The following is a 20673-nucleotide window of genomic DNA, read 5'->3' as shown; positions in this document are numbered from 1 at the left end:
TTGACGGTCTACGGATACGCCCGCGTTTCAACCCTTGAACAGAACACGGCGGCACAGCTAGCGGCCTTCCGGCGGGCGGGCATCGACAAGGTTGTGCAGGAAAAGCGCTCGGCGGTGAAAAACCGTCCTGAGCTGGAGCGACTCTTGACCATCATGGTCAAGGGTGATGTGTTGGTGGTCTACAAGCTGGATCGGCTGGCCCGCTCCGTCTCCCATTTCGTCAAGGTCTTTGAGCTCCTGAAAGGGAAGGGCGTCGGCTTTCGGTCGTTGACCGAATCAATCGAAACCGACACGCCGCAAGGGCGCATGTTTCTGCATCTGCTCTCGGCGTTCGCAGAATTTGAGCGCGAACTGATCCGGGAAAGATGCCTTGCTGGTCAGCGGGCTGCGCGTGCCGCTGGCAAAACGTGGGGCCGAAAGCGGGCCTTGTCCGATGAAGACGTGGCCCGCGCTGCGGAGTGCTGGCGGTCGGGCTGGTACGACCAACGCACTCTTGCGGATATGCTGAGCGTCTCAATCAGCAGCCTGCGCGACCACATCCACCGCCATGAGGGCCGGGGGCGCTGGGCCAAGACCCGATTACAAAAGTAAAATCATTCCATGCTCGATGACCGCGCCAAGTTGTTGCTCAAAGCCCTGGTCGAGCGCTATATCGCCGATGGACAGCCGGTGGGGTCCCGGACCCTGTCCAGGGCGTCCGGCCTGGATTTGTCGCCTGCCACGATCCGCAATGTCATGGCGGACCTGGAGGAGCTGGGGCTGATCGCAAGCCCCCACACTTCGGCGGGTCGAATCCCCACGGCACGGGGCTACAGGCTGTTTGTGGACACCATGCTGACCGTGCAGCGGGACCCGCTGACGGCCCCCCAGCTTGCGCCCGAGCAGCCGCAGAAGGTGATTGCCAATGCGGCGCAGTTGCTGTCCAACCTGTCGCAGTTTGTGGGCGTGGTGATGGCACCCCGGCGTACTTCGGTGTTCCGCCATATCGAATTCTTGAGGCTCTCCGAACGGCGCTTTCTGGTCATCATCGTCTCGCCCGAGGGTGATGTGCAGAACCGGGTGATCTTTACCGAGGCGGACTACTCCCAGTCGCAGCTTATCGAAGCCTCCAACTTTCTGAACGCGCACTATGCGGGGCTTGCGATGGAGCAGGTGCGCGAGCGATTGAAGTCCGAGGTGGATGTGCTGCGCGGAGAGATCGCGTCGCTCATGCAGGCAGCGGTGAACGTCGGGTCCGAGGCGCTGTCAGAGGCGCAGGATGCAGTCGTCATCTCCGGTGAGCGCAACCTGCTGGCGGTCAGCGACTTTTCCAGCGACATGGGCAACCTGCGGCGGGCCTTTGACCTCTTCGAGCAGAAGACCCAGATCCTGCGCCTGCTCGACATCTCCAGCCAGGCCGAAGGTGTGCGCATCTACATCGGGGGAGAGAGCCAGGTTGTTCCTTTTGAAGAGTTGTCCATCGTCAGTGCCCCCTACGAAGTGGATGGCGCGGTGGTCGGTACGCTGGGGGTGATTGGCCCCACGCGCATGCCTTACGACAGGATGATTCAGATTGTGGACATCACCTCCAAGCTGGTTTCCAACGCACTCAGCCACCGCAAGTAAGCCCCTACAATACGGCGCTTGCCCCGTTGTATAGCGCTGGAGCATGGCTTGGGGCGTTAGCTCAGTTGGTTAGAGCAGAGGACTCATAATCCTTTGGTCGTTGGTTCAAGTCCAACACGCCCTACCACCCATCGCTCGCATGGGTGGTCGTCACGATCAAGGCCATTTTTCTGCAGCAATGTGCTCTGTTTCTCTTTAGGAGGCCTTGGAGTGCATTACAATCGTGGCTTGCGCTGAATTAGATTTTGTTTGCGATAGTTGCTACCAAGCAGATGCAAATAAAAAAGAAGATTTCAAGGGTCGCCAAGAAATCATGCTATAATTCAAAGCTTAGCGGCTGTAGCTCAGCTGGATAGAGTACTTGGCTACGAACCAAGGGGTCGTGGGTTCGATTCCTGCCAGCCGCACCAATGTTTAAAGCCTGCAATCGCAAGATTGCAGGCTTTTTCATTTGTCTGAGCACTTTGCGCTGATCGGGAGTATCTGGCGATGAGCAAGGCTTTTACCAAAGAGACCGATGGGGCTGACGACGATGAGTTGGCATTGCCGCCGTTGCCTGCTGGAGGCAAGAACTACATCACGCCCGGGGGGTATGCGCGCCTGCGGGATGAGCTGCTCGACCTGATCGACAACGAGCGACCCAAGGTCGTGGACGTGGTGCATTGGGCTGCGAGCAACGGCGACCGTTCCGAGAACGGCGACTATCTGTATGGCAAGAAGCGCTTGCGTGAAATTGATCGGCGCATCCGGTTCCTGACCAAGCGACTGGAGATCGCCGAAGTGGTTGACCCCGGCCAGCACGCAGGAAGCGACCAGGTGTTCTTTGGTGCGACGGTGACCTACCTGGACGACGAGGGGGTTGAGCGCACCATCACCATCATGGGCATTGACGAAGCCGATAGCCGCGAGTCGCAGGTCAGTTGGATTTCTCCGGTGGCGCGGGCACTGCTCAAGGCCCGCGTGGGGGATGAGGTCCAGTTGCCCACCCCCGGGGGTGTCCGCCATCTGGAAGTGCTGGAGGTCCGCTACCCGCCGCCACGCCTTTCTGCATAGTTGTTTTGTATGTATGCGGAAGGCGGCCGTTGCAGCGGCCTTGCTCTGTGCTGGGCGCTCTTTGCGCCGGGTTCTCAGGTCTGGGGGGTGATCCGGGCCGCACGAATGACGGCCTGCGTCCGGCGCAGGTTGCGCAGGGCCACTTCCAGATGTGCCTGGTCGCGTACGGCAATGATGAAGCGCAGGTCGGTGGTGTCGAGCGCCGCCTCGTCGTCCATGTCGACATGGGTGATGTCGGCTTCGGAATTCGCCAACTCGGCTGCCACGCGCGCCAGTACGCCTTTGCCATTGGTGACGGTGACCACCACGCCGGTTTCAAACATGCGCGTGGGCTCGTCCGACCAGTCCACGGCAATGAAGCGCTCGCTGTCCTTGTGTTGCAAGCGCTTGGCCACGCCGCAATGCACGTTGTGCACGACCAGGCCTTCGCCCCGGCCGAGGTAGCCGACGATGCTGTCGCCGGGCACTGGGCGGCAGCAGGGTGCGTATTGCACCGATGCGTTCTCGCTGCCATCGAGCGTGACCGCGCCCTGTGACAGGGTCTCGTGCGAGGTGTAGCGCTCGCGGGTCATGAGCAAGGCATCGGGGCGGTGGCCATGTTCCGACATCAGCACCATGAGGCGCTTGGCCACGATGCTGGCGATGCGCTTGCCCAGGCCCAGGTCGGTCATGAGTTCGCTGCGGCTGCGGTTGCCCGTAAAGCGCAGCAGTTTGTCCCACAGGGGTTGGGTGTCTGCGTTCAGGGGGGGCAGTTGCTCCAGGCCCTCGGCGCGAATGGCTTGTGTCAGCAGTTTTTCGCCCAATCCTTCCGACTCCGTCTGCGCCAGGGTCTTGAGGTAGTGGCGAATCTTCGAGCGGGCACGTCCGGTGCGCACGAACCCCAGCCACGCCGGATTGGGTGTGGAGACGGGCTCCGTGATGATCTCGACCACATCACCGTTCTTGAGTTCGGTGCGCAGCGGCACCTGCTCGTTGTTGATCTTGGCGGCCGTGGTGCGGTCGCCCACGTTGCTGTGGATCGCGTAGGCAAAATCCACCACGGTGGCGCCGCGGGGCAGGGCCATGATCTGGCTTTTCGGGGTGAACACGTAGACCGCGTCGGGGAACAGGTCCACCTTCACGTGGTCCCAGAATTCGGCGGCGTCGCGCGTCTCGTTCTGGATGTCCAGCAGCGACTGCAGCCACTTGGTGCCCAGTCGCTCGGCCGAGGTGCCGTCACCGTCCTGCGCCTTGTACAGCCAGTGCGCGGCCACACCGGCCTCGGCGATCACGTGCATCTCGTCGGTCCGCATCTGGAACTCGATGTTCACGCCCGAGGGGCCCACCAGCGTGGTGTGCAGCGACTGGTAGCCGTTGAGCTTGGCGATCGCGATGTGGTCCTTGAACTTGCCGGGCACCGGTTTGTACATCTGGTGCAGCACCCCGAGCGCCGTGTAGCAGTCGGTGACGGTAGGGACGATCACCCGAAAACCATAGATGTCCGTGACCTGTGCAAAGCTCAGGTGCTTGAGGTCCATCTTCTGGTAGATGGCGTACAGGGTTTTTTCGCGGCCTGCCAGGCGCACCTTCATGCCGATCTTCGAGAAGGCGGCGTCCACCTCGGTCTGCACCTTTTGCACCAGATCACGGCGGCGGTTGCGCGATTTGTTGACGGCCTTGGACAGCGTGGCATAGCGCCAGGGGTGCAGGTGCCGAAACGACAGGTCCTGCAACTCGCGGTAGGTCTGGTTCAGCCCCAGGCGGTGGGCGATGGGGGCGTAGATCTCCAGCGTTTCCGACGAAATGCGGCCCCACTTGCTGCGTGGCATGTCCGACAGCGTGCGCATGTTGTGCGTGCGGTCGGCCAGCTTGATGAGGATGACGCGCACGTCGCGCGCCATGGCCAGCAGCATCTTGCGGAAGGACTCGGCCTGATTCTCTTCGCGGGTGTTGAACTGCAGCTTGTCGAGCTTGGTCAGGCCGTCCACCAGTTCGGCCACAGGCGCGCCAAAGCGGTCGATCAGATCGGCCTTGGTGACGCCGCAGTCTTCCATGGCGTCATGCAGCAGGGCGGCCATCAGGGCCTGGGCGTCGAGCTTCCAGGTGGCGCATTGGGCCGCCACGGCAATCGGGTGGGTGATGTAGGGCTCACCACTGTTGCGCAGCTGCCCCAGGTGGGCTTCGTCGGCAAAGCGGTAGGCCTGGCGCACCTGTTCGATGCTGGAAGCATCCAGGTAGTCCAGGCTGTCTGTCAGCGCGGCAAAGCTGGCCGCAGCCGCATTGGCTGCTGCGGCGGCCGCCGAAAGATTGCCAGCCGTTGGCGGATCGCCAGGCCGGGGCTGCGTTGCAGAAGGTGAGTTGAGCACCGCGTTCATGCCTCAAATGTAGCGCGGGAGCGCATCAGACGAATTCCGGGAAAAAAAAAGCACCGCTGTCGCGGTGCTCTTTGGGGGCTGTGCCCAGGAAACGGCTCAACCAGGAACCTTCTTGAGCATTTCCAGGCCGACCTTGCCTTCGGCGATTTCGCGCAGGGCGGTCACGGCAGGCTTGTTGCGGCTTTCGATGCGGGGGGCGTGGCCTTGGCTCAGCATGCGGGCACGGTACGTGGCGGCCAACACGAGCTGGAAGCGGTTGGGGATCTTTTCCAGACAGTCTTCTACAGTGATGCGTGCCATCGTTTTACTCCGGGATTCAGGTGATATTGAGCGACTGGAAGGTGTCAGCACGTGCGCGGCGCTGGGCGACGTACTTGAGTCGCTGGGCGTGAACGACGGCTTTCAGGTCGAAAAGCGCGCGCTCGAACAATTCGTTAATTATAACGAAGTCGAATTTGCTGACCTGGGCCATCTCTTCGGCCGCATTCTTGAGGCGGACTTCGATCACATCTGCCGTGTCTTCCCCGCGCCGCTCCAGGCGCGAGCGCAGCTCTTCCCAACTGGGGGGCAGGATGAAGACCAGTACGGCGTTGGCGAAGGCCTCCTTGATCTGCAGGGCGCCTTGGAAGTCGATCTCCAGGATCACGTCCGACCCCTGGGTGATGCGCTCCTCGATGGCCTTCTTGGAGGTGCCGTAGCGGTTGCCATGCACATGGGCCCATTCCACGAAAGCGTTGCTCTGCACCATGGCGTCGAACTCGGACTGCGACGCGAAGTAGTAGTCGCGGCCGTGCTTCTCCTGGCCGCGCGGGGCGCGGGTGGTGTGGGAGACCGAGAGGTGAACGTGCGAGTCCAGCTCCAGCAGCGCCTTGACCAGGCTGGATTTGCCGGCGCCACTGGGGGCGGCCACTACGATGAGATTTCCTGGATAGTCCATAGTTGATGTGCGCCAGGCGCTATCAAAAAATGAGTTTTATTCGATATTTTGCACTTGCTCGCGCATTTGCTCGATCAGCACCTTCATGTCCACGCTGATGCGGGTCAGGTCGAGTGCCGCTGACTTGGAGCCCAGTGTGTTGGCTTCACGGTGCAGCTCCTGGATGAGGAAATCCAGGCGTTTGCCCACTTCGCCGCCTTTTTTGAGCAGGCGATCGATTTCGTCCAGGTGCGAGTCAAGGCGGGTGATTTCCTCGGCCACGTCGATGCGGATGGCAAAGGCCGTGGCTTCGGTCAGGGCGCGGTCGCGGGCGGCTTCGGGCAGGGTGGCGCCGTCGGTCAGGGCCATGGCCTCTTTCCAGCGCTCCATGAAGCGCAGGCGTTGCTGCTCAACCAGCAGGGGCACCAGGGGCACGGCCTGCTGGGCCAGGGCGCGCAGCTGCTTGACCCGGTCCAGCAGCATGGCGGCCAAGCGTTTGCCTTCGCGCTCCCGGGCCGCCAGCAGGGCTGTGAGCGCTTCTTCGGCCAAGGCCGGCACGGCTTCGCTCCAGTCCTCGGTGCCCGAATGGGCGTTGGCGCACAGGCGCAGGGCGTCGGCCACCGTGAGGGGCGACGCCGTGGGCAGCCAGGCCCGCACGGAATCCTGCAGGGAATTGAGCCGCTGCAGCAGCCGCGCGGGCGGGTCTTGCAGCGTGTTGCTGTCGTCGGTGTCCAGGGCGGCGCGCACCTCGACCTTGCCGCGTTTGAGGCGCGCCGTGAGCAGGCTGCGCAGGGCGGGCTCCATGGCGCGCAACTCGTCGGGCAGGCGGAACGAAAGGTCCAGAAAGCGGCTGTTGACCGAGCGGATTTCCAGGCCCAGCCGGCGCGATTGGGGCGCGCGGGCGTCGGTTTCAGCGCCGGCGGCAGATGCGCCATGCTGTGCGCTGGCGTATCCGGTCATGCTGTAAACTGGCATTGGACTTTTTGATGGTTGCTTGCGATCCGGCGATTATCCGGGTTCCGCTCTACCCCCGAGTCATCTTCGCAAAATATGTCAAAAATCAAGCCGGCACCCTTGCCGCCCGATACCGCAATTGGCGGCTACCGCGTGGTGCGCCGGTTGTCTTCCGGCGGTTTTGGGGTGGTCTATCTGGCCCTGGATGCCGAAGGCCAGCAGGTCGCCATCAAGGAATACCTGCCCTCGTCCCTGGCCACGCGTGCGCCCGGCGAACTGCTGCCCAAGGTGCCCTCCGAAAAGCTCTCGCTCTATCGGCTGGGCCTCAAGAGTTTTTTTGAAGAAGGCCGCGCGCTGGCGCAGATCTCGCATGCCTCGGTGGTGAGCGTGCTCAACTTCTTCCGCGAAAACGAAACCGTCTACATGGTGATGAACTACCTGGAGGGCGCGACCCTGCAGGATTTCATCATCACCGCGCGCGACCTGAAAACGCAGAAGGTCTTCCGCGAATCCACCATCCGCTCGCTGTTCGACGAGGTGCTGCGCGGGCTGCGCATCGTGCACCAGCACAAGATGCTGCACCTCGACATCAAGCCGGCCAACATCTTCATCACCGACGACAACAAGGCCGTGATGATCGACTTTGGCGCCGCGCGCGAGGTGCTGTCCAAAGAAGGCAACTTCATCCGCCCCATGTACACGCCCGGCTTTGCCGCGCCCGAGATGTACCGGCGCGATTCGTCCATGGGGCCGTGGACCGACATCTACGCCATTGGCGCCTGCATCTACGCCTGCATGCAGGGCTTTCCGCCCAATGAGGCGCCCCAGCGCATCGACAAGGACCGCCTGTCGTTGGCACTGACCAAGCTGCGCGGCGTGTACTCCGACAACCTGATCGAGGTGGTGGAATGGTGCATGGCGCTGGACCCGCTGTCGCGCCCGCAGTCGGTGTTTGCGCTGCAAAAAGAGCTCAGCCGTGAAGGCGAGCGCCGCTACACCAAGCTTTCGGTGGCCGAGAAAATGCGCCTGCAGCTCGACACCCTGGTGTCCGATACCAAGAAGAATGTGCAGAAGGTGGGTGAAGCCACCGGCATCGGAGCCAAGCCCAAATGAACCAGGCGTACGCACAGCAGCCGGTTCGGGCGAGGCACATGTCTACTAACGATGCATGGGTGCATCCTTGTTTGCGTGGGGTGCTATGAAGTTCTCCGTATTCCAGATCAGCCGCCGCGGTGGCCGCGAGAAGAACGAAGACCGCATGGGCTATTGCTACACGCGCGAATCGGGCCTGTTTGTGCTGGCCGATGGCATGGGGGGCCACCCCGAGGGTGAGGTGGCGGCGCAGATCGCGCTGCAGACCATCTCGGCGCTGTTCCAGCGCGAGGCCAAGCCCCAGCTCAAGGATGTGCAAGAGTTCCTGTCCGGCGCGCTGCTGGCCGCGCACCACCAGATCCTGCGCTATGCCACCGACAAGGGCATGCTCGACACGCCCCGCACCACGCTGGTGGCGGCCGTGCTGCAGGCCGGCACCGCCACCTGGATCCACTGCGGCGACTCGCGCCTTTACATGGTGCGCGATGGCGATCTGCTCACACGCACGCGCGACCATTCGTACATGGAGCTGCGCAACAACCCGCCCCCGGGGCTGGAGCGCATCAACCGCAACGTGCTGTTCACCTGCCTGGGCTCGCCCACCAAGCCCATCTACGACATCACCGGCCCGGTGTACCTGGAGCAGGGCGACCGCATCCTGCTGTGTTCCGACGGCCTGTGGGGCACGCTCAGCGACGAGGAGATCGCCAAGCAGCTCTCGCGCAACGCGGTGTCGCATGCTGTGCCCGACCTGGTGGAAGATGCTTTGCGCAAGGCCGGCGACAGCAGCGACAACGTGACCGTGGTGGCGCTGGAGTGGGAGACGCCCGATGCGTTCGAGTCCACCCAGGGCGTGTCCACCGACAGCATCAGCGAAGACGTGTTTGCATCCACCATCCAGGCGGGGCCGCTCGATGGGCTGGTGGACGACCTGGACGACGCGGCCATCGAGCGCTCCATCGCCGAAATCAACGAGGCGATTCGCCGCTCTGCTGCTCGAAAAGCCTGACTGACCTGCCTCGGCTGCGCGGACTCGTGCAGCGGGCGCAGGCCTGCTATCTGACCCGCTTCGTTTTCTGGCGTGCGCCTTGGGCGGCGCATGGAAGGCCTTCCCTGGACACCCAAGAACCATGACCACATTCCTTCGCACCGGCGACCGCGCCACCGACCAGTTGCGCCCCGTGCGCATCACCCGCCACTACACCATGCACGCCGAAGGCTCGGTGCTGATTGAATTCGGCAACACCAAGGTGCTGTGCACCGCCTCGGTGGAGGAGCGCGTGCCGCCCCACAAGCGTGGCAGTGGCGAAGGCTGGGTCACGGCCGAGTACGGCATGCTGCCGCGCGCCACCCACAGCCGCAGCGACCGCGAGGCCGCGCGCGGCAAACAAACCGGCCGCACACAAGAGATCCAGCGCCTCATCGGGCGCAGCCTGCGCGCCGTGTTCGATCTGAAGCTCTTGGGCGAGCGCACCATCCAGCTCGACTGCGATGTGATCCAGGCCGACGGCGGCACCCGCACCGCCGCCATCACCGGCGCCTGGGTGGCGGCGCAGGACGCGGTGAGCCAACTGCTGGCCAGCGGCAAGATCACCCAGTCGCCGCTGCTGCAGCCCGTGGCCGCGATCTCGGTGGGCATGGTGCAGGGCGCGCCGCTGCTCGACCTGGAATATGTGGAAGACGTGGGCTGCGACACCGACATGAACGTGGTGATGACCGGTGCCGGCCATTTCGTTGAAGTGCAGGGCACGGCCGAAGGCGTGGCCTTTACCCGCACCGAGATGGACCAACTGCTGGGCCTGGCCGAGCAAGGCATTGCCGAGCTGGTGCAACTGCAACAAAAAGCCCTTCAAGATACTCACTAATTGATAGCTGTTAGCGATTGATGCATAAGCGCTAGAGGCCATTTTTACCCATGAAAATCGTTCTCGCATCCAACAACCGTGGCAAGCTGGCCGAGCTGCAGGCCATGTTCGCCCCGCTGGGCGTGGAGCTGGTGCGCCAGGCCGACCTGGGCGTGGGCGAGGCCGAGGAGCCTTTCCGCACCTTTGTTGAAAACGCCCTGGCCAAGGCGCGGTTTGCGTCCGAGCACACGGGCCTGCCTGCGCTGGCCGACGATGCCGGCATGTGTGTGGATGCCTTTGGCGGCCTGCCGGGGGTGGACACGGCCTACTACTGCACCCGGTTCGGCTACGAAAAAAGCGACGACAACAACGTGCGCGCCCTGCTGGAGCAGCTGCAGGGCGTGGCCAACCGCCGCGCCGCCATGGTCAGTACCCTGGTCGCGGTGCGCAGCCCGCAAGACCCCGAGCCGCTGATCGCCGTGGGCCGGGTGGTGGGCGAGATCACCACCGCACCCCGGGGCAGCAACGGATTTGGCTTTGACCCCGTGATGTTCATCCCCGAGTTCGGCCAAACCTTTGCCGAGCTGCCCGTGGAAGTGAAAAACGCCCACAGCCACCGGGGCCGATCTGCGGCGCAAATGCTGGCGCTGATACGCGAACGCTGGCTGTAGAAGGGGCCCTGAACGTGGTTCATATTCCGATCACACCGCAGGCAGAGGCTGAACCCGCTGTGGTGCGCGACATCCAGCACTACATGCGCCCCGGCCTGCTGCAGCTACCCAGCCTGCCGCCGCTGTCGCTGTATGTGCACCTGCCCTGGTGCCTTAAAAAGTGCCCGTACTGCGACTTCAACTCGCACGAGTACCGCGAAGGCGGTGGCGGCGCACTGCCCGAACAGCGCTACATCGACGCCTTGATGGCCGATCTGGAGGCGGCGCTGCCCCTGGTCTGGGGCCGCACGGTGCACAGCATCTTCATCGGCGGCGGCACGCCCAGCCTGTTTTCGCCTACGGCCATCGACCGGCTGATTGGCGACATCCGCGCCCGCCTGCGGCTGGAGTCCGACTGCGAGATCACGCTGGAGGCCAACCCCGGCACCTTCGAGAAAGACCGCTTCCGCGCCTTCCGCGCAGCGGGCGTCACGCGCCTGTCGGTGGGGGTGCAGAGCTTCAACGACCAGCACCTGAAGGCCCTGGGCCGCGTGCACGACCGCGCCCAGGCGATGGCCGCGGTGGAGGAGGCCGCCGCGTCGTTTGACACCTTCAACCTCGACATCATGTATGCGCTGCCGGGCCAGACGTTACCGGAGCTGGAGCAGGACCTGTTGACCGCGCTGGCCTTCCAGCCGCCGCACATCTCCATCTACCACCTCACCATCGAGCCCAACACCTACTTCGCCAAGTTCCCGCCTGCCATCCCCGAGGACGACCAGGCCTACGCCATGCTCGACCGCATCACCGAGCTGACGGGCCAGGCCGGCATGGCTCGCTACGAAATCTCGGCCTACGCGCAACCCGGCCACCAGTGTTTCCACAACACCAACTACTGGCAGTTTGGCGACTACTTGGGGCTGGGCGCGGGCGCGCACAGCAAGCTCAGCTTTGCCCACCGCGTGGTGCGGCAGGTGCGCTTTCGCGACCCGGCGCGCTACATGGACAACGCCCTGGCCGGCCGCGCCGTGGCGCAGGACGACGAGGTGCGCCGGGCCGACCTGCCGTTTGAGTACATGCTCAACGCCCTGCGCCTGCGTGGCGGCTTTGCGCTACAGGACTTCATGGCCCGCACGGGCCTGCCCGTCACCGCCATTGCCAAGGGGCTGAAGGCGGCGGAGAGCAAAGGCCTGATTGAGCGCGACCTGGCCCATGTGCGCCCGACCGAGCGGGGCTTTGATTTTCTGAGCGACCTGCAGGAGCTGTTCCTGGCCGACTGAGTCGGTCCTGTTTGCCCGACTTGTCAGGGGAAAACGGCCGCTAGCGCTTTCCAGGAGGGCGCTATAAGCTATCAAAAGAGAAGCATTTTGGCTGGCCGGCGGGCTTAGCCGCAGCGCACGGCCACAATGCGCCCGCTGGCGTCCACCTCCAGGTTCAGCCGCTGGGTATCGAACTCTTTGGTGACCATCTGGCCGGGCCGCAGAATGCGCACCATCTGTGCGCCCGAGCGGGCCCGCGCCGACTCTGCCACCGACGCCGTGCTGTTTTGGCCCACCACCCCCTGGGCCGGTTGCGCATTGCACAGCCCGCCGGGTGCCTGGGCCGTGGCCACTGGTGCGCCGGGCGCCGCAGGCGGGCGCCCGTGGCTGGCGCAGCCTGCCATCAAGGCCGCCGCCAAGGCCAGGCCGCCGGCGGCGGCAAAGGGGGTGTTTGTCATGGACCATCTCCACAAAGACCAGGGGCCTGACCATACCGGAAGGCGGCACGCGCGCAAGACAGGAACAAGAACGCAGGCCCCTGGGGCTGTGGACTGGTGCCGCGGGTGCGCCTTGGTTCGCTTGTCTCTGGGTGTTTCTTGATGCGCATCAAGACATTGTTGCCAGTTTGCAACGGGCGGCCGCTGCCATGCCGGGCAAGGGGGGCTGTGACGACCTGCCTCAAGGCCTTCTTTGCACAATGGACAGCCCAGGGGTTACTGTGGTCCATCGGCTTCTGGACACCGTGTTTGTGCCGCCCTGTTACGCCATGCTTGACGACTCCCTGCTCCGCCTCCTCCGCTCCCTCGGCGACACCCTGGATGGCCTGGATATTGCCCTGTGCGCATTTGATGAAGACGACTGCTCCATCGCGTGGAACCGCACCTTCTTCAAATTCTTCCCCGAGCACGAAGGGCATGTGTACGCGGGGGAGCCCTACCACGCCAACCTGCGGCGGTTCTACACCCAGCGGCTGGACGCGCACGAGCTGCCGAACATCGACCGCTACATCGCTGCAGGCGTAGACCGCCACCGTGCGCAGACGCGCCCCTACAGCTTTGAGCACCGGGGCCTGCGGGTGCAGGTGGCGTCCCTGCCCATTGCCGGGGTGGGCCGGGTGCGCGTGTGGCGCGCCCAGGCCTTGCACCAGACCGACGCATCGGAGGCCGCCGACATCCATGAACCCGGCTACCTGCGCAGCCCCGTGATCGAAAGCACCGAGCTTTTTGACCGCATCCCGGACGGTTTGATGATCTGCGGGGAAGACCAGCGCATCCAATGGGTCAACGAACCCTTCATGCAGATCTACGGCTTCACCGACCGCGCCGCCGCCGCCGGCCTCACGTTCGACGAGGTCTACCGCAATGCCTGGGCCGCTGGCGGGCCGGGCGACATGGCACCGTTCTACGAAGGCCTGTCGATCCTGCAGGAGAACATGCGCTTTGCCGGCGCGCCGTTTGAGGTGCCCTTGCCCCACAACTGCTGGAGCCGGGTGATCGCCAAGCAGAGTGCGGACGGCACCGTGTTCTATGCGCATGTGGACATCACCGATTTCAAGCGCCAGCAGCACCTGCTCGCGCAGGCCGAGCGCAGCGCCCGGGACAGCGAAGCGCAGCTGCGCGAGAAATCCATCCTGCTTGAGGCCACGCTGGAGAGCATGGACCAGGGCGTGGCCAAGATCAGTGCCACGGGCATTGTGGAGCTGTGCAACCGCCGGGCGCTGGAGCTGCTGGAGCTGCCCGAGGAGCTGATGGCCTCCAAGCCCTCGTTGATGCATGTCCTGGCCTACCTGCGCGCACGCGGCGAGTTCGATCTGGCCTCGCAGGAAATTCAGGACATGCTGATCCCGAACGGCGGGATCGACCAGCAGCATGTGTACGACCGCCCCCGGCCCGACGGACGCATTCTGGAAGTCCAGACCGTGCCGATCAAAGGCGGTGGCGCGCTGCGCACCTTCACCGACGTGACCCAGCGCAAGGAAGCCGAGCAGCGCATCCGCCATGTGGCCGAGCACGACGGCCTCACCGCGCTGCTCAACCGCTCGGCCTTCCTGCAGACCCTCCAGGCGGCCGTGGCCGATGTGCGGCGCTCGGGCCGGGGCTTTGCCGTGCTGTACGTGGACCTCGACGGCTTCAAGCCCATCAACGACCGGTTTGGCCATGCCGTGGGCGACCAGCTGCTCACCTGGGTGGCCCAGCAGCTCACGCAGGCCGCGCGCGGGGACGATGTGGTGGCACGCCTGGGCGGCGACGAGTTCGCGCTGCTGCAGCGCGGCGTCACCGACCGCGACAGCGCCTACCGCCTGGCCGAACGGCTGGTGCACGCCATCGGCCAGCCCACCGAAATCGAATCGCATTTCATCCAGATCGGCGCCTCCGTGGGCATCGTCATGTCGCCCGCCGACGCAGTGGACGCCGAAGAGCTTTTGCGCAAGGCCGACTCGGCCATGTACCTGGCCAAGGCCTCCGGCCGTGGCTGCGCACGCATCTACGGCATGTGATGGTTGTGCCGGGCGCAGCGGGCGTGCCGCCGTTCGGCCATCGGCGCTGTCCTACACCCACGCGCTGCCAGGCGTTTTAGGATGGCGGTGTCGATTCCTCTCGACATCCCTCCCGCTTGCTCCAAGCAAGTGTTCAGCCCGCACCCCGCGGGCTTTTTTTTGCGCGCCACTTGCTGCCCCCTGCAGGCAGGCCAAGCGGATGGCGTGGGAGCATCTCTCCAAAAAAGTCGGGCGATCTGGGGGTTCTTTGACGATGCGCGAGGCATGATGGCCGATGCGGCGGCACCATGCTCCCTTATCTGCTGGCTGCCTGTCATGGTGGGGCAATAGCCGCTCGCTACATAACAAGAATGATCCTGTACAAACCCGGAACGCAGTTCCTCTACAAAGGCCGCACAGTCAGTGTCGACTACATCATCATCCGCAGAACCGGCCTGTGGATCCGGCTGGCCCACAGCGACGAGGTGTGCCGGCCCGAGGACCTGACACCCATTGCGCCCCGTGGACCGGGGCTGACGACCGCAGTGGGCCGCGCGTAGGGGGCGCCTTGGGGCGCGCGGTCGTGGGGGGCGTCGTGTTTTGGACAATAAAAAACGGACCGCGCGGGCCCGTTGTGCTTGGTGTGCTGGCGGAGACGGTGAGATTCGAACTCACGGACGGTTGCCCGTCGGCAGTTTTCAAGACTGCTGGTTTAAACCGCTCACCCACGTCTCCGGGCACGGAAGCTGCGGATTCTAGCCCACGGCGGGCGCTGATTTTTTCAGCATGCCCCGCGTCTCGATGAAGTGGATCACCTCGGTCAGCCCGCTCAGGTTTTTCAGGTTGGTCATCACAAATGGCTTGAGGCCCTGGGCGTTGGTGCGCATGCGGGTGGTGTCGGCGTGCATTACCTCCAGGTTGGCGCCCACGTGGGGGGCCAGGTCGGTCTTGTTGATGACGAACAGGTCGCTCTTGGTGATGCCGGGGCCGCCCTTGCGCGGGATTTTTTCACCGGCGGCCACGTCGATGACGTAGATGGTCAGGTCGCTCAGCTCGGGGCTGAAGGTGGCGGCCAGGTTGTCGCCGCCGCTTTCCACGAACACGATGTCGGCGTTGGGGAACTCGCCCAGCATGCGGTCGATGGCTTCGAGGTTGATGGAGCAGTCTTCGCGGATGGCGGTGTGGGGGCAGCCGCCGGTTTCTACGCCCAGGATGCGCTCGGCGGGCAGGGCGCCGCTCACGGTGAGCAGGCGCTGGTCTTCCTTGGTGTAGATGTCGTTGGTGATGGCGATGAGGTCGTAGTCATCGCGCATGGCCTTGCACAGCATTTCTAGCAGCGTGGTTTTGCCAGAGCCCACGGGGCCGCCGATGCCTACGCGCAGGGGGGGCAGGCTTTTGGTGCGGTGGGGGATGTGGTGCAGTGCGTTGGTCATGGCGTTGTTCACTATTAAATTGATAGCTTCTGGCGTTTGCGTTGCTTGCGCTAGGAGCGAAAAAGTCTTGAATATTGCACTTCATGCCGGGCGCTCAGAATGGCCAGCATGGGTGAAAAGGCTTGGCGCTCGCTGTCCATCAGTTGCGCTGCGTGGTCTGCGGCTGGGGGAATGGCATCGGCCAGCCGGGCCAGGATGCGCTGGCCTGCGCTTTGGCCCAGCTGCATGGATTTGAGCGCGGCCTGCACCATGTTTTCGGCCCAGCCAAAGGCGTAGGCCAGCAGCACATCGCGCACGGGGGCCTGGGTGGCGGATGCGGCCAGCGCAAAGGCCACGGGGTAGGTGGGGGGCAGGGCGGCCAGGTGGCGCACGGCGGGCATCAGGATTTCGTCGCCCTGGTGCTGGTTGCGCAGCCAGTCGGCCATGGAGCGGCCCATTTGCTCGGCCTGCAGGCGCAGCTCGCTGGTCTCGCGGGTGTGCAGCACCCAGTCGTTGAGTTCGCGCACATGCGCCCAGTCGGCGCGGCGCCAGGCGCCCACAGCCTTGGCGATGAGGGCCATGTCGCCGCGCGCCTGGGTGATGTGCAACTGGTCCAGCAGCCATTCGCCGACCGCTGTTTCGCTGTCCAGGCCGGCGTTTTCGATGGCGCTCTCCAGCCCCTCGGAATAAGAGAACCCGCCCACGGGCAGCGCGGGGGAGGCCAGCCACATCAGCTGCAAGAAGCTGGCGGCGGGCAGGGGGGCGGGGCGGTCGTGGCGCATGGGGTGGTTGTGTCAGCCGGTTCGGCTGGAGCTGGCCGAAGGGGAAGGGCTGGCCACATGTTGTGCCCTGGCTTCGACAGGCTCAGCCCGAACGGTGGGGGTGGGCTCGGCCTGGATGGTGGGCCTGGTGCGCAGCATGGGCAATGCCTGTCAGTGGTCGTGGTTGCAGTGCGGGCCGTGCACATGGCCCTGGGCGACCACGGGGATGGCCACGGTGCGGCCACGGGCGGGCGCTGCCGCAGCGGCAACCGCTGGTGCCTGTGTGTGCGCATGCCCGTGCTCGTGGCTGTGATCGTGTCCATGGTCATGTCCGTGGTCATGCGCATGCCCGCCATGGTGCTGGTGCCCGCCGCCATGGCCTGCGGCATAGGCGCCGCCTTCGGGTTCAAAGGGCAGGTCCTGTGCCGTCACGATCAGGTGCATGGCCCGCAGCATGTCGGCCAGCACGTGGTCGGGTTCGATCTTGAGGTGGTCGGGCTGCAGTTCGATGGGCACGTGGCGGTTGCCCAGGTGGTAGGCGGCGCGGGTCAGGTCGAACGGCGTGCCGTGGCTGCTGCAGTGGGTGATGACCAGCACGGGCTGCGGCGCGGCCAGCACGCGCACCAGCGAGCCGTCTTCGGCCACCAGCACGTCGCCACCGCGCACCAGCGTACCCCGGGGCAGGAAAACGCCCAGTTCGCGCGCGGCGGAGTCGGTGGCGGCGAAGCGGCTTTTCTGGCGCACGTCCCAGTCCAGTTCGACCGTGGTGGCGCGCTTGAGCAGCACGGGGGCCAGGCCTTGGCCCTGGGGGATGAGTTTGGAGGCTTGGAGCATGGTGAGGTTTTGTTCGGGCGGCAAAACGCGCATTGTGGCCCCAGGGCGTTGCGCGGTGGCGCCGCTCACACGGGGCGGGTCATGAAGAAGCTGTAGGGGTCGGGGCCGTAGTCGGCAAACGGGCCGCACTCCACGAAGTCGTGCTGGAAGTACAGCTTGCGCGCGGGTTCGAAGAAGGGCTGGGGGCCGGTCTCCAGGCTCACGCGGGTGAAGCCGCGTGTGCGGGCTTCTTGCAGCAGGTGGCCGAGCACCTGGCGTGCGATGCCCTGGCCCCGGTGGTGGGCGCTGGTGCGCATGGATTTGAGTTCGGCATGGGTGGCGTCGAGCTGCTTGAGTGCGCCGGTGCCCACCAGCACGCCGCCCTCGGCCCCGGGCAGCCAGGCAGACCAGAAGGCAATATCAGGCTGGCGCAGTTGGTCCATGTCCAGGGCGTGCACGCTTTCGGGTGGCGAGGTGGCGTACATGTCCTGCAAGTGCTCCTGCATGAAGGCTTCAATGCGCGGATCGCTCAGGTCGTCCTGTCGGATGTCCAGGTCTTGCTGCAAGGCGTTCACGGAGCGTGGCCTCAGAACAAAAAGTAGCGCTGCGCCATCGGCAGCACGGTGGCGGGCTCGCAGGTCAGCAACTGGCCGTCGGCGCGCACGGTGTAGGTCTGTGCGTCCACTTCCATCTTGGGTGTGTAGCTGTTGTGCACCATGTGCTGCTTGCGCACGCCACGGATGTTGCGCACCGCGCTCAAGGTTTTGTGCAGGCCGAAGCGTTCGCCAATGCCCGCATTCAACCCGGCCTGCGAAACAAAGGTGAGCGAGGTCTTGGCAATGGCGCCGCCGAACGCGCCGAACATCGGCCGGTAGTGCACGGGCTGGGGCGTGGGGATGGAGGCGTTGGGGTCGCCCATGGCGGCCATGGCGATCAGGCCGCCCTTGAGGATGAGCGCGGGCTTGACGCCGAAGAACGCGGGTTTCCAGATCACGATGTCGGCCCACTTGCCGACCTCGATGGATCCCACCTCGTGGCTGATGCCGTGGGCGATGGCGGGGTTGATGGTGTACTTGGCCACGTAGCGCTTGATGCGCGTGTTGTCGTTGCGCTGCAGGGCTTCGACAAGCTCAGCCGGGCCCTTCGACGGGCTCAGGGCGATCGGATGGGGGGCGAGCCACCCGCGCTGCACCTTCATCTTGTGCGCGGTCTGCCAGGTGCGCAGGATGACTTCGCCTACGCGGCCCATGGCCTGGCTGTCGCTGGACATCATGCTGATGGCGCCCAGGTCGTGCAGGATGTCTTCGGCGGCGATGGTTTCCTTGCGGATGCGGCTTTCGGCAAAGGCCAGGTCTTCGGCGATGCTGGCATCGAGGTGGTGGCAGACCATGAGCATGTCCACATGCTCGTCCAGCGTGTTCTGCGTGTAGGGCATGGTGGGGTTGGTGGAGCTGGGCAGGAAGTTGGCCTCGCCCACCACGCGCAGGATGTCGGGCGCATGGCCGCCGCCCGCGCCTTCGGTGTGGAAGGCGCAGATGCCGCGCCCGCCCACGGCGGCGATGGTGTTCTCCACGAAGCCCGATTCGTTGAGCGTGTCGCTGTGGATGGCGACCTGCGTGTCGGTGGCTTCGGCCACATCCAGGCAGTTGCTGATGGCGGCGGGTGTGGTGCCCCAGTCTTCGTGCAGCTTGAGGCCAATCGCGCCCGCGTTGATCTGCTCGTGCAGCGCATCGGGCAGGCTGGCGTTGCCTTTGCCAAGGAAGCCCAGGTTCATGGGGAAGGCGTCGGCGGCCTGCAGCATGCGCTCCAGGTTGAAGGGGCCCGAAGTGCAGGTGGTGGCCAGCGTGCCCGTGGCGGGGCCGGTGCCGCCGCCCAGCATGGTGGTCACGCCGCTGGCCAGGGCCTCTTCGATCTGCTGCGGGCAGATGAAGTGGATGTGGCTGTCGATGCCGCCGGCGGTGACGATGTTGCCCTCGCAGCTGATGACCTCGGTGCCGGGGCCGATGACGATGTCCACGCCCGGCTGCACGTCGGGGTTGCCGGCCTTGCCGATGGCCGCGATGCGGCCCGCGCGCAGGCCGATGTCGGCCTTGACGATGCCGGTGTGGTCGATGATGAGCGCGTTGGTCAGCACCGTGTCGACCGCGCCCTGCGAGTTCGTGCGCTGGCTTTGCGCCATGCCATCGCGGATGGTCTTGCCGCCGCCGAACTTCACCTCTTCGCCGTAGCTGCCCGCGCGCAGTGTGTAGTCGGCCTCGACCTCCAGGATGAGGTCGGTGTCGGCCAGGCGCAGGCGGTCGCCCACCGTGGGGCCGAACATCTCGGCATAGGCGCGTCGTCCAATGGTTGCCATGGTGGGGGTGCTCCGCGAGAACTGATGACTATTGTTTTGATAGCTGCTTGCGCTTATCCATCAAGCGCTAGAGGCTGTTTCTAATTGAATTGGCTACAACAGGCCCTGGGTCAGGCCCTGGAAGCCGAACACCTGGCGTGCGCCCGCGTAGTCCACCAGCTCCACGGTGCGCTCCTGGCCGGGCTCGAAGCGCACGGCCGTGCCCGAGGCGATGTTCAGCCGCATGCCGCGCGCGGCGGTGCGGTCGAAACCCAGGGCGTTGTTGGTCTCGGCAAAGTGGTAGTGCGAGCCCACCTGGATGGGGCGGTCGCCGGTGTTGCGCACGACGATGGTCAGCGTGCGGCGGCCGGTGTTGAGCAGGTGTTCGCCGGGTTCGGTGAAGAGTTCGCCTGGGATCATGGTCGGTCATCCATGGTGGGGGTTACTCCCTCTCCCCTTGTGGGAGAGGGCCGGGGAGAGGGGCCTGGGTGCTTGTCAACCAGGGCGGGGGCTGCTGCCATCACGCCATCTGCAGCAACAGTGCGCCACCGAACGTGGCCACGCCTGCACCGGCCAGCCGCGCCACCCACACAGAGCGTTCACGCAGTGCCCAGCCCGCAGCCAGGCCCGCGCCATGCAGCAGCACGGTGGCGGCCAGCATGCCCGCCAGGGTTTGCCAGGCGCTGTCGCTGCCCGCCAGCTCATGGCCGTGGGCCACGCCGTGGAACACGGCAAACACCCCCACGCCCAGCGCCGCCACCAGGCCGGGCACGCGCAGACGCGACACCACAAGCAGGCCCGTGGCCAGCAGCGATGCGGCAATCATCGGCTCCACCGCAGGCAGTGCCACGCCCTGCAGGCCCAGCACGGCGCCCACCAGCAACATGGCCGCAAAGCCCACGGGGCCCCACAGCAGCTCGCGCCCGGCGCTGCGCGCGGCCAGGGCGCTCCACAGGCCCACGGCCACCATGGCGGCCAGGTGGTCCAGGCCGAACAAAGGGTGGGCCAGGCCGCTCAGAAAGCTGTTGTGGATGTGGGATTCAGCGCCGGTATGGGCGCTGGCGCCTGTACTGATTGCGCTGGCAGCTATCAAAAAAAGAGCGGCTGTGTGGCGAGGTGAAAGTGTGATGCGCATGGGGGCTCCACAAAGGG

Annotated in this window: 22 protein-coding genes and 3 tRNA genes; 12 read left to right on the top strand and 13 right to left on the bottom strand. The window is 65.0% G+C overall.

Translation table 11 applies throughout. The features are described from left to right. From DBV10_RS02080 to greB, 5 genes are all read left to right on the top strand, one after another. Entirely contained in the window at nt 1–591 is a 591-nt protein-coding gene (locus DBV10_RS02080; protein WP_124510476.1) for a recombinase family protein, read from the top strand. A 9-nt stretch (nt 592–600) separates the two neighbouring features. Continuing rightward, nucleotides 601–1605 carry a heat-inducible transcriptional repressor HrcA gene (gene hrcA / locus DBV10_RS02075; RefSeq protein WP_124510146.1) on the top strand — a complete coding sequence of 335 codons (1005 nt, stop codon included), beginning with the start codon at nt 601–603 and terminating at the stop codon, nt 1603–1605. Nucleotides 1606–1655: 50 nt separating this feature from the next. Then, nucleotides 1656–1732: transfer RNA gene (locus DBV10_RS02070), tRNA-Ile, on the top strand. 206 nt (nt 1733–1938) lie between these two features. Further along, nucleotides 1939–2015: transfer RNA gene (locus DBV10_RS02065), tRNA-Arg, on the top strand. A gap of 79 nt (nt 2016–2094) precedes the next feature. Next, nucleotides 2095–2658 (top strand): transcription elongation factor GreB, encoded by a 564-nt coding sequence (gene greB, locus DBV10_RS02060; protein ID WP_124510144.1) that lies wholly within the window; start codon nt 2095–2097, stop codon nt 2656–2658. Between the two features lie 74 nt (nt 2659–2732). On the opposite strand, the gene DBV10_RS02055 is transcribed toward greB, so the two are convergent. The 4 genes from DBV10_RS02055 to DBV10_RS02040 form a co-directional block, all read right to left on the bottom strand. Next, nucleotides 2733–5012 carry a bifunctional (p)ppGpp synthetase/guanosine-3',5'-bis(diphosphate) 3'-pyrophosphohydrolase gene (locus DBV10_RS02055; protein ID WP_124510140.1) on the bottom strand — a complete coding sequence of 760 codons (2280 nt, stop codon included), beginning with the start codon at nt 5010–5012 and terminating at the stop codon, nt 2733–2735. 96 nt (nt 5013–5108) lie between these two features. Continuing rightward, on the bottom strand, nt 5109–5312 hold the full coding sequence (gene rpoZ / locus DBV10_RS02050) for a DNA-directed RNA polymerase subunit omega (protein WP_005794722.1): 204 nt from the start codon (nt 5310–5312) through the stop codon (nt 5109–5111). 16 nt (nt 5313–5328) lie between these two features. Further along, nucleotides 5329–5949: a guanylate kinase gene (gene gmk, locus DBV10_RS02045; protein WP_124510138.1), complete on the bottom strand. Its 621-nt coding sequence runs from the start codon at nt 5947–5949 to the stop codon at nt 5329–5331. A 36-nt stretch (nt 5950–5985) separates the two neighbouring features. Next, nucleotides 5986–6888 carry a YicC/YloC family endoribonuclease gene (locus DBV10_RS02040; RefSeq protein ID WP_305008986.1) on the bottom strand — a complete coding sequence of 301 codons (903 nt, stop codon included), beginning with the start codon at nt 6886–6888 and terminating at the stop codon, nt 5986–5988. A 90-nt stretch (nt 6889–6978) separates the two neighbouring features. Between DBV10_RS02040 and DBV10_RS02035 the strand changes: the two genes are divergently transcribed. From DBV10_RS02035 to hemW, 5 genes are all read left to right on the top strand, one after another. Beyond that, complete coding sequence (locus DBV10_RS02035) at nt 6979–7995, top strand: serine/threonine-protein kinase (protein WP_063463038.1); 1017 nt, start codon at nt 6979–6981, stop codon at nt 7993–7995. Between the two features lie 85 nt (nt 7996–8080). Beyond that, nucleotides 8081–8983, top strand: a complete 903-nt coding sequence (locus DBV10_RS02030; protein WP_124510134.1) for a PP2C family serine/threonine-protein phosphatase — start codon at nt 8081–8083, stop codon at nt 8981–8983. Between the two features lie 121 nt (nt 8984–9104). Then, on the top strand, nt 9105–9839 hold the full coding sequence (gene rph, locus DBV10_RS02025; protein WP_124510131.1) for a ribonuclease PH: 735 nt from the start codon (nt 9105–9107) through the stop codon (nt 9837–9839). A gap of 50 nt (nt 9840–9889) precedes the next feature. Further along, entirely contained in the window at nt 9890–10489 is a 600-nt protein-coding gene (gene rdgB / locus DBV10_RS02020) for an RdgB/HAM1 family non-canonical purine NTP pyrophosphatase (protein ID WP_124510129.1), read from the top strand. A 14-nt stretch (nt 10490–10503) separates the two neighbouring features. Beyond that, entirely contained in the window at nt 10504–11748 is a 1245-nt protein-coding gene (gene hemW, locus DBV10_RS02015) for a radical SAM family heme chaperone HemW (protein ID WP_199740020.1), read from the top strand. Between the two features lie 104 nt (nt 11749–11852). On the opposite strand, the gene DBV10_RS02010 is transcribed toward hemW, so the two are convergent. Beyond that, a complete protein-coding gene (locus DBV10_RS02010; protein ID WP_124510125.1) occupies nt 11853–12185 on the bottom strand; it encodes an I78 family peptidase inhibitor in 333 nt (110 codons plus the stop codon). Between the two features lie 308 nt (nt 12186–12493). Between DBV10_RS02010 and DBV10_RS02005 the strand changes: the two genes are divergently transcribed. Next, nucleotides 12494–14224: a diguanylate cyclase domain-containing protein gene (locus DBV10_RS02005; protein WP_124510123.1), complete on the top strand. Its 1731-nt coding sequence runs from the start codon at nt 12494–12496 to the stop codon at nt 14222–14224. Between the two features lie 350 nt (nt 14225–14574). Further along, nucleotides 14575–14763 (top strand): hypothetical protein, encoded by a 189-nt coding sequence (locus DBV10_RS02000; RefSeq protein ID WP_124510121.1) that lies wholly within the window; start codon nt 14575–14577, stop codon nt 14761–14763. A gap of 87 nt (nt 14764–14850) precedes the next feature. Here DBV10_RS02000 and DBV10_RS01995 read toward each other — a convergent pair. From DBV10_RS01995 to DBV10_RS01960, 8 genes are all read right to left on the bottom strand, one after another. Then, a tRNA-Ser gene (locus DBV10_RS01995) sits at nt 14851–14938 on the bottom strand. Between the two features lie 20 nt (nt 14939–14958). Beyond that, nucleotides 14959–15636 (bottom strand): urease accessory protein UreG, encoded by a 678-nt coding sequence (gene ureG / locus DBV10_RS01990; RefSeq protein WP_124510119.1) that lies wholly within the window; start codon nt 15634–15636, stop codon nt 14959–14961. Between the two features lie 50 nt (nt 15637–15686). Continuing rightward, the gene (locus DBV10_RS01985; protein ID WP_124510117.1) at nt 15687–16397 is read right to left on the bottom strand and encodes an urease accessory protein UreF; all 711 of its coding nucleotides are present in this window, start codon (nt 16395–16397) and stop codon (nt 15687–15689) included. Nucleotides 16398–16547: 150 nt separating this feature from the next. Then, nucleotides 16548–17210 carry an urease accessory protein UreE gene (gene ureE / locus DBV10_RS01980; RefSeq protein ID WP_124510115.1) on the bottom strand — a complete coding sequence of 221 codons (663 nt, stop codon included), beginning with the start codon at nt 17208–17210 and terminating at the stop codon, nt 16548–16550. 65 nt (nt 17211–17275) lie between these two features. Then, on the bottom strand, nt 17276–17764 hold the full coding sequence (locus DBV10_RS01975; protein ID WP_124510112.1) for a GNAT family N-acetyltransferase: 489 nt from the start codon (nt 17762–17764) through the stop codon (nt 17276–17278). Between the two features lie 11 nt (nt 17765–17775). Continuing rightward, entirely contained in the window at nt 17776–19542 is a 1767-nt protein-coding gene (ureC, locus tag DBV10_RS01970; RefSeq protein ID WP_124510110.1) for an urease subunit alpha, read from the bottom strand. 93 nt (nt 19543–19635) lie between these two features. Continuing rightward, a complete protein-coding gene (locus DBV10_RS01965) occupies nt 19636–19941 on the bottom strand; it encodes an urease subunit beta (RefSeq protein ID WP_124510108.1) in 306 nt (101 codons plus the stop codon). A gap of 100 nt (nt 19942–20041) precedes the next feature. Then, nucleotides 20042–20656, bottom strand: coding sequence for a HupE/UreJ family protein (locus DBV10_RS01960; RefSeq protein WP_124510106.1), 615 nt, complete (start codon nt 20654–20656; stop codon nt 20042–20044). Nucleotides 20657–20673: the final 17 nt, after the last annotated feature.

Origin of the sequence: Acidovorax sp. FJL06, assembly GCF_003852545.1 — a bacterium.
Classification (GTDB): domain Bacteria; phylum Pseudomonadota; class Gammaproteobacteria; order Burkholderiales; family Burkholderiaceae_C; genus Acidovorax.
The sequence above is the reverse complement of the archived record's forward strand: the minus strand, read 5'-3'. Positions and strand labels throughout refer to the sequence as shown.

Coding starts and splice junctions, on each gene's coding strand:
- DBV10_RS02040 (WP_305008986.1), bottom strand. CDS start 6,888: ATGACCGGATACGCCAGCGCACAGCATGGCGCATCTGCCGCCGGCGCT.
- rph (WP_124510131.1), top strand. CDS start 9,105: ATGACCACATTCCTTCGCACCGGCGACCGCGCCACCGACCAGTTGCGC.
- DBV10_RS02055 (WP_124510140.1), bottom strand. CDS start 5,012: ATGAACGCGGTGCTCAACTCACCTTCTGCAACGCAGCCCCGGCCTGGC.
- DBV10_RS01985 (WP_124510117.1), bottom strand. CDS start 16,397: ATGCGCCACGACCGCCCCGCCCCCCTGCCCGCCGCCAGCTTCTTGCAG.
- DBV10_RS01960 (WP_124510106.1), bottom strand. CDS start 20,656: ATGCGCATCACACTTTCACCTCGCCACACAGCCGCTCTTTTTTTGATA.
- DBV10_RS02030 (WP_124510134.1), top strand. CDS start 8,081: ATGAAGTTCTCCGTATTCCAGATCAGCCGCCGCGGTGGCCGCGAGAAG.
- ureG (WP_124510119.1), bottom strand. CDS start 15,636: ATGACCAACGCACTGCACCACATCCCCCACCGCACCAAAAGCCTGCCC.
- rpoZ (WP_005794722.1), bottom strand. CDS start 5,312: ATGGCACGCATCACTGTAGAAGACTGTCTGGAAAAGATCCCCAACCGC.
- gmk (WP_124510138.1), bottom strand. CDS start 5,949: ATGGACTATCCAGGAAATCTCATCGTAGTGGCCGCCCCCAGTGGCGCC.
- DBV10_RS02035 (WP_063463038.1), top strand. CDS start 6,979: ATGTCAAAAATCAAGCCGGCACCCTTGCCGCCCGATACCGCAATTGGC.
- greB (WP_124510144.1), top strand. CDS start 2,095: ATGAGCAAGGCTTTTACCAAAGAGACCGATGGGGCTGACGACGATGAG.
- ureE (WP_124510115.1), bottom strand. CDS start 17,210: ATGCTCCAAGCCTCCAAACTCATCCCCCAGGGCCAAGGCCTGGCCCCC.
- DBV10_RS02000 (WP_124510121.1), top strand. CDS start 14,575: ATGATCCTGTACAAACCCGGAACGCAGTTCCTCTACAAAGGCCGCACA.
- ureC (WP_124510110.1), bottom strand. CDS start 19,542: ATGGCAACCATTGGACGACGCGCCTATGCCGAGATGTTCGGCCCCACG.
- DBV10_RS01965 (WP_124510108.1), bottom strand. CDS start 19,941: ATGATCCCAGGCGAACTCTTCACCGAACCCGGCGAACACCTGCTCAAC.
- DBV10_RS02010 (WP_124510125.1), bottom strand. CDS start 12,185: ATGACAAACACCCCCTTTGCCGCCGCCGGCGGCCTGGCCTTGGCGGCG.
- rdgB (WP_124510129.1), top strand. CDS start 9,890: ATGAAAATCGTTCTCGCATCCAACAACCGTGGCAAGCTGGCCGAGCTG.
- DBV10_RS02005 (WP_124510123.1), top strand. CDS start 12,494: ATGCTTGACGACTCCCTGCTCCGCCTCCTCCGCTCCCTCGGCGACACC.
- hrcA (WP_124510146.1), top strand. CDS start 601: ATGCTCGATGACCGCGCCAAGTTGTTGCTCAAAGCCCTGGTCGAGCGC.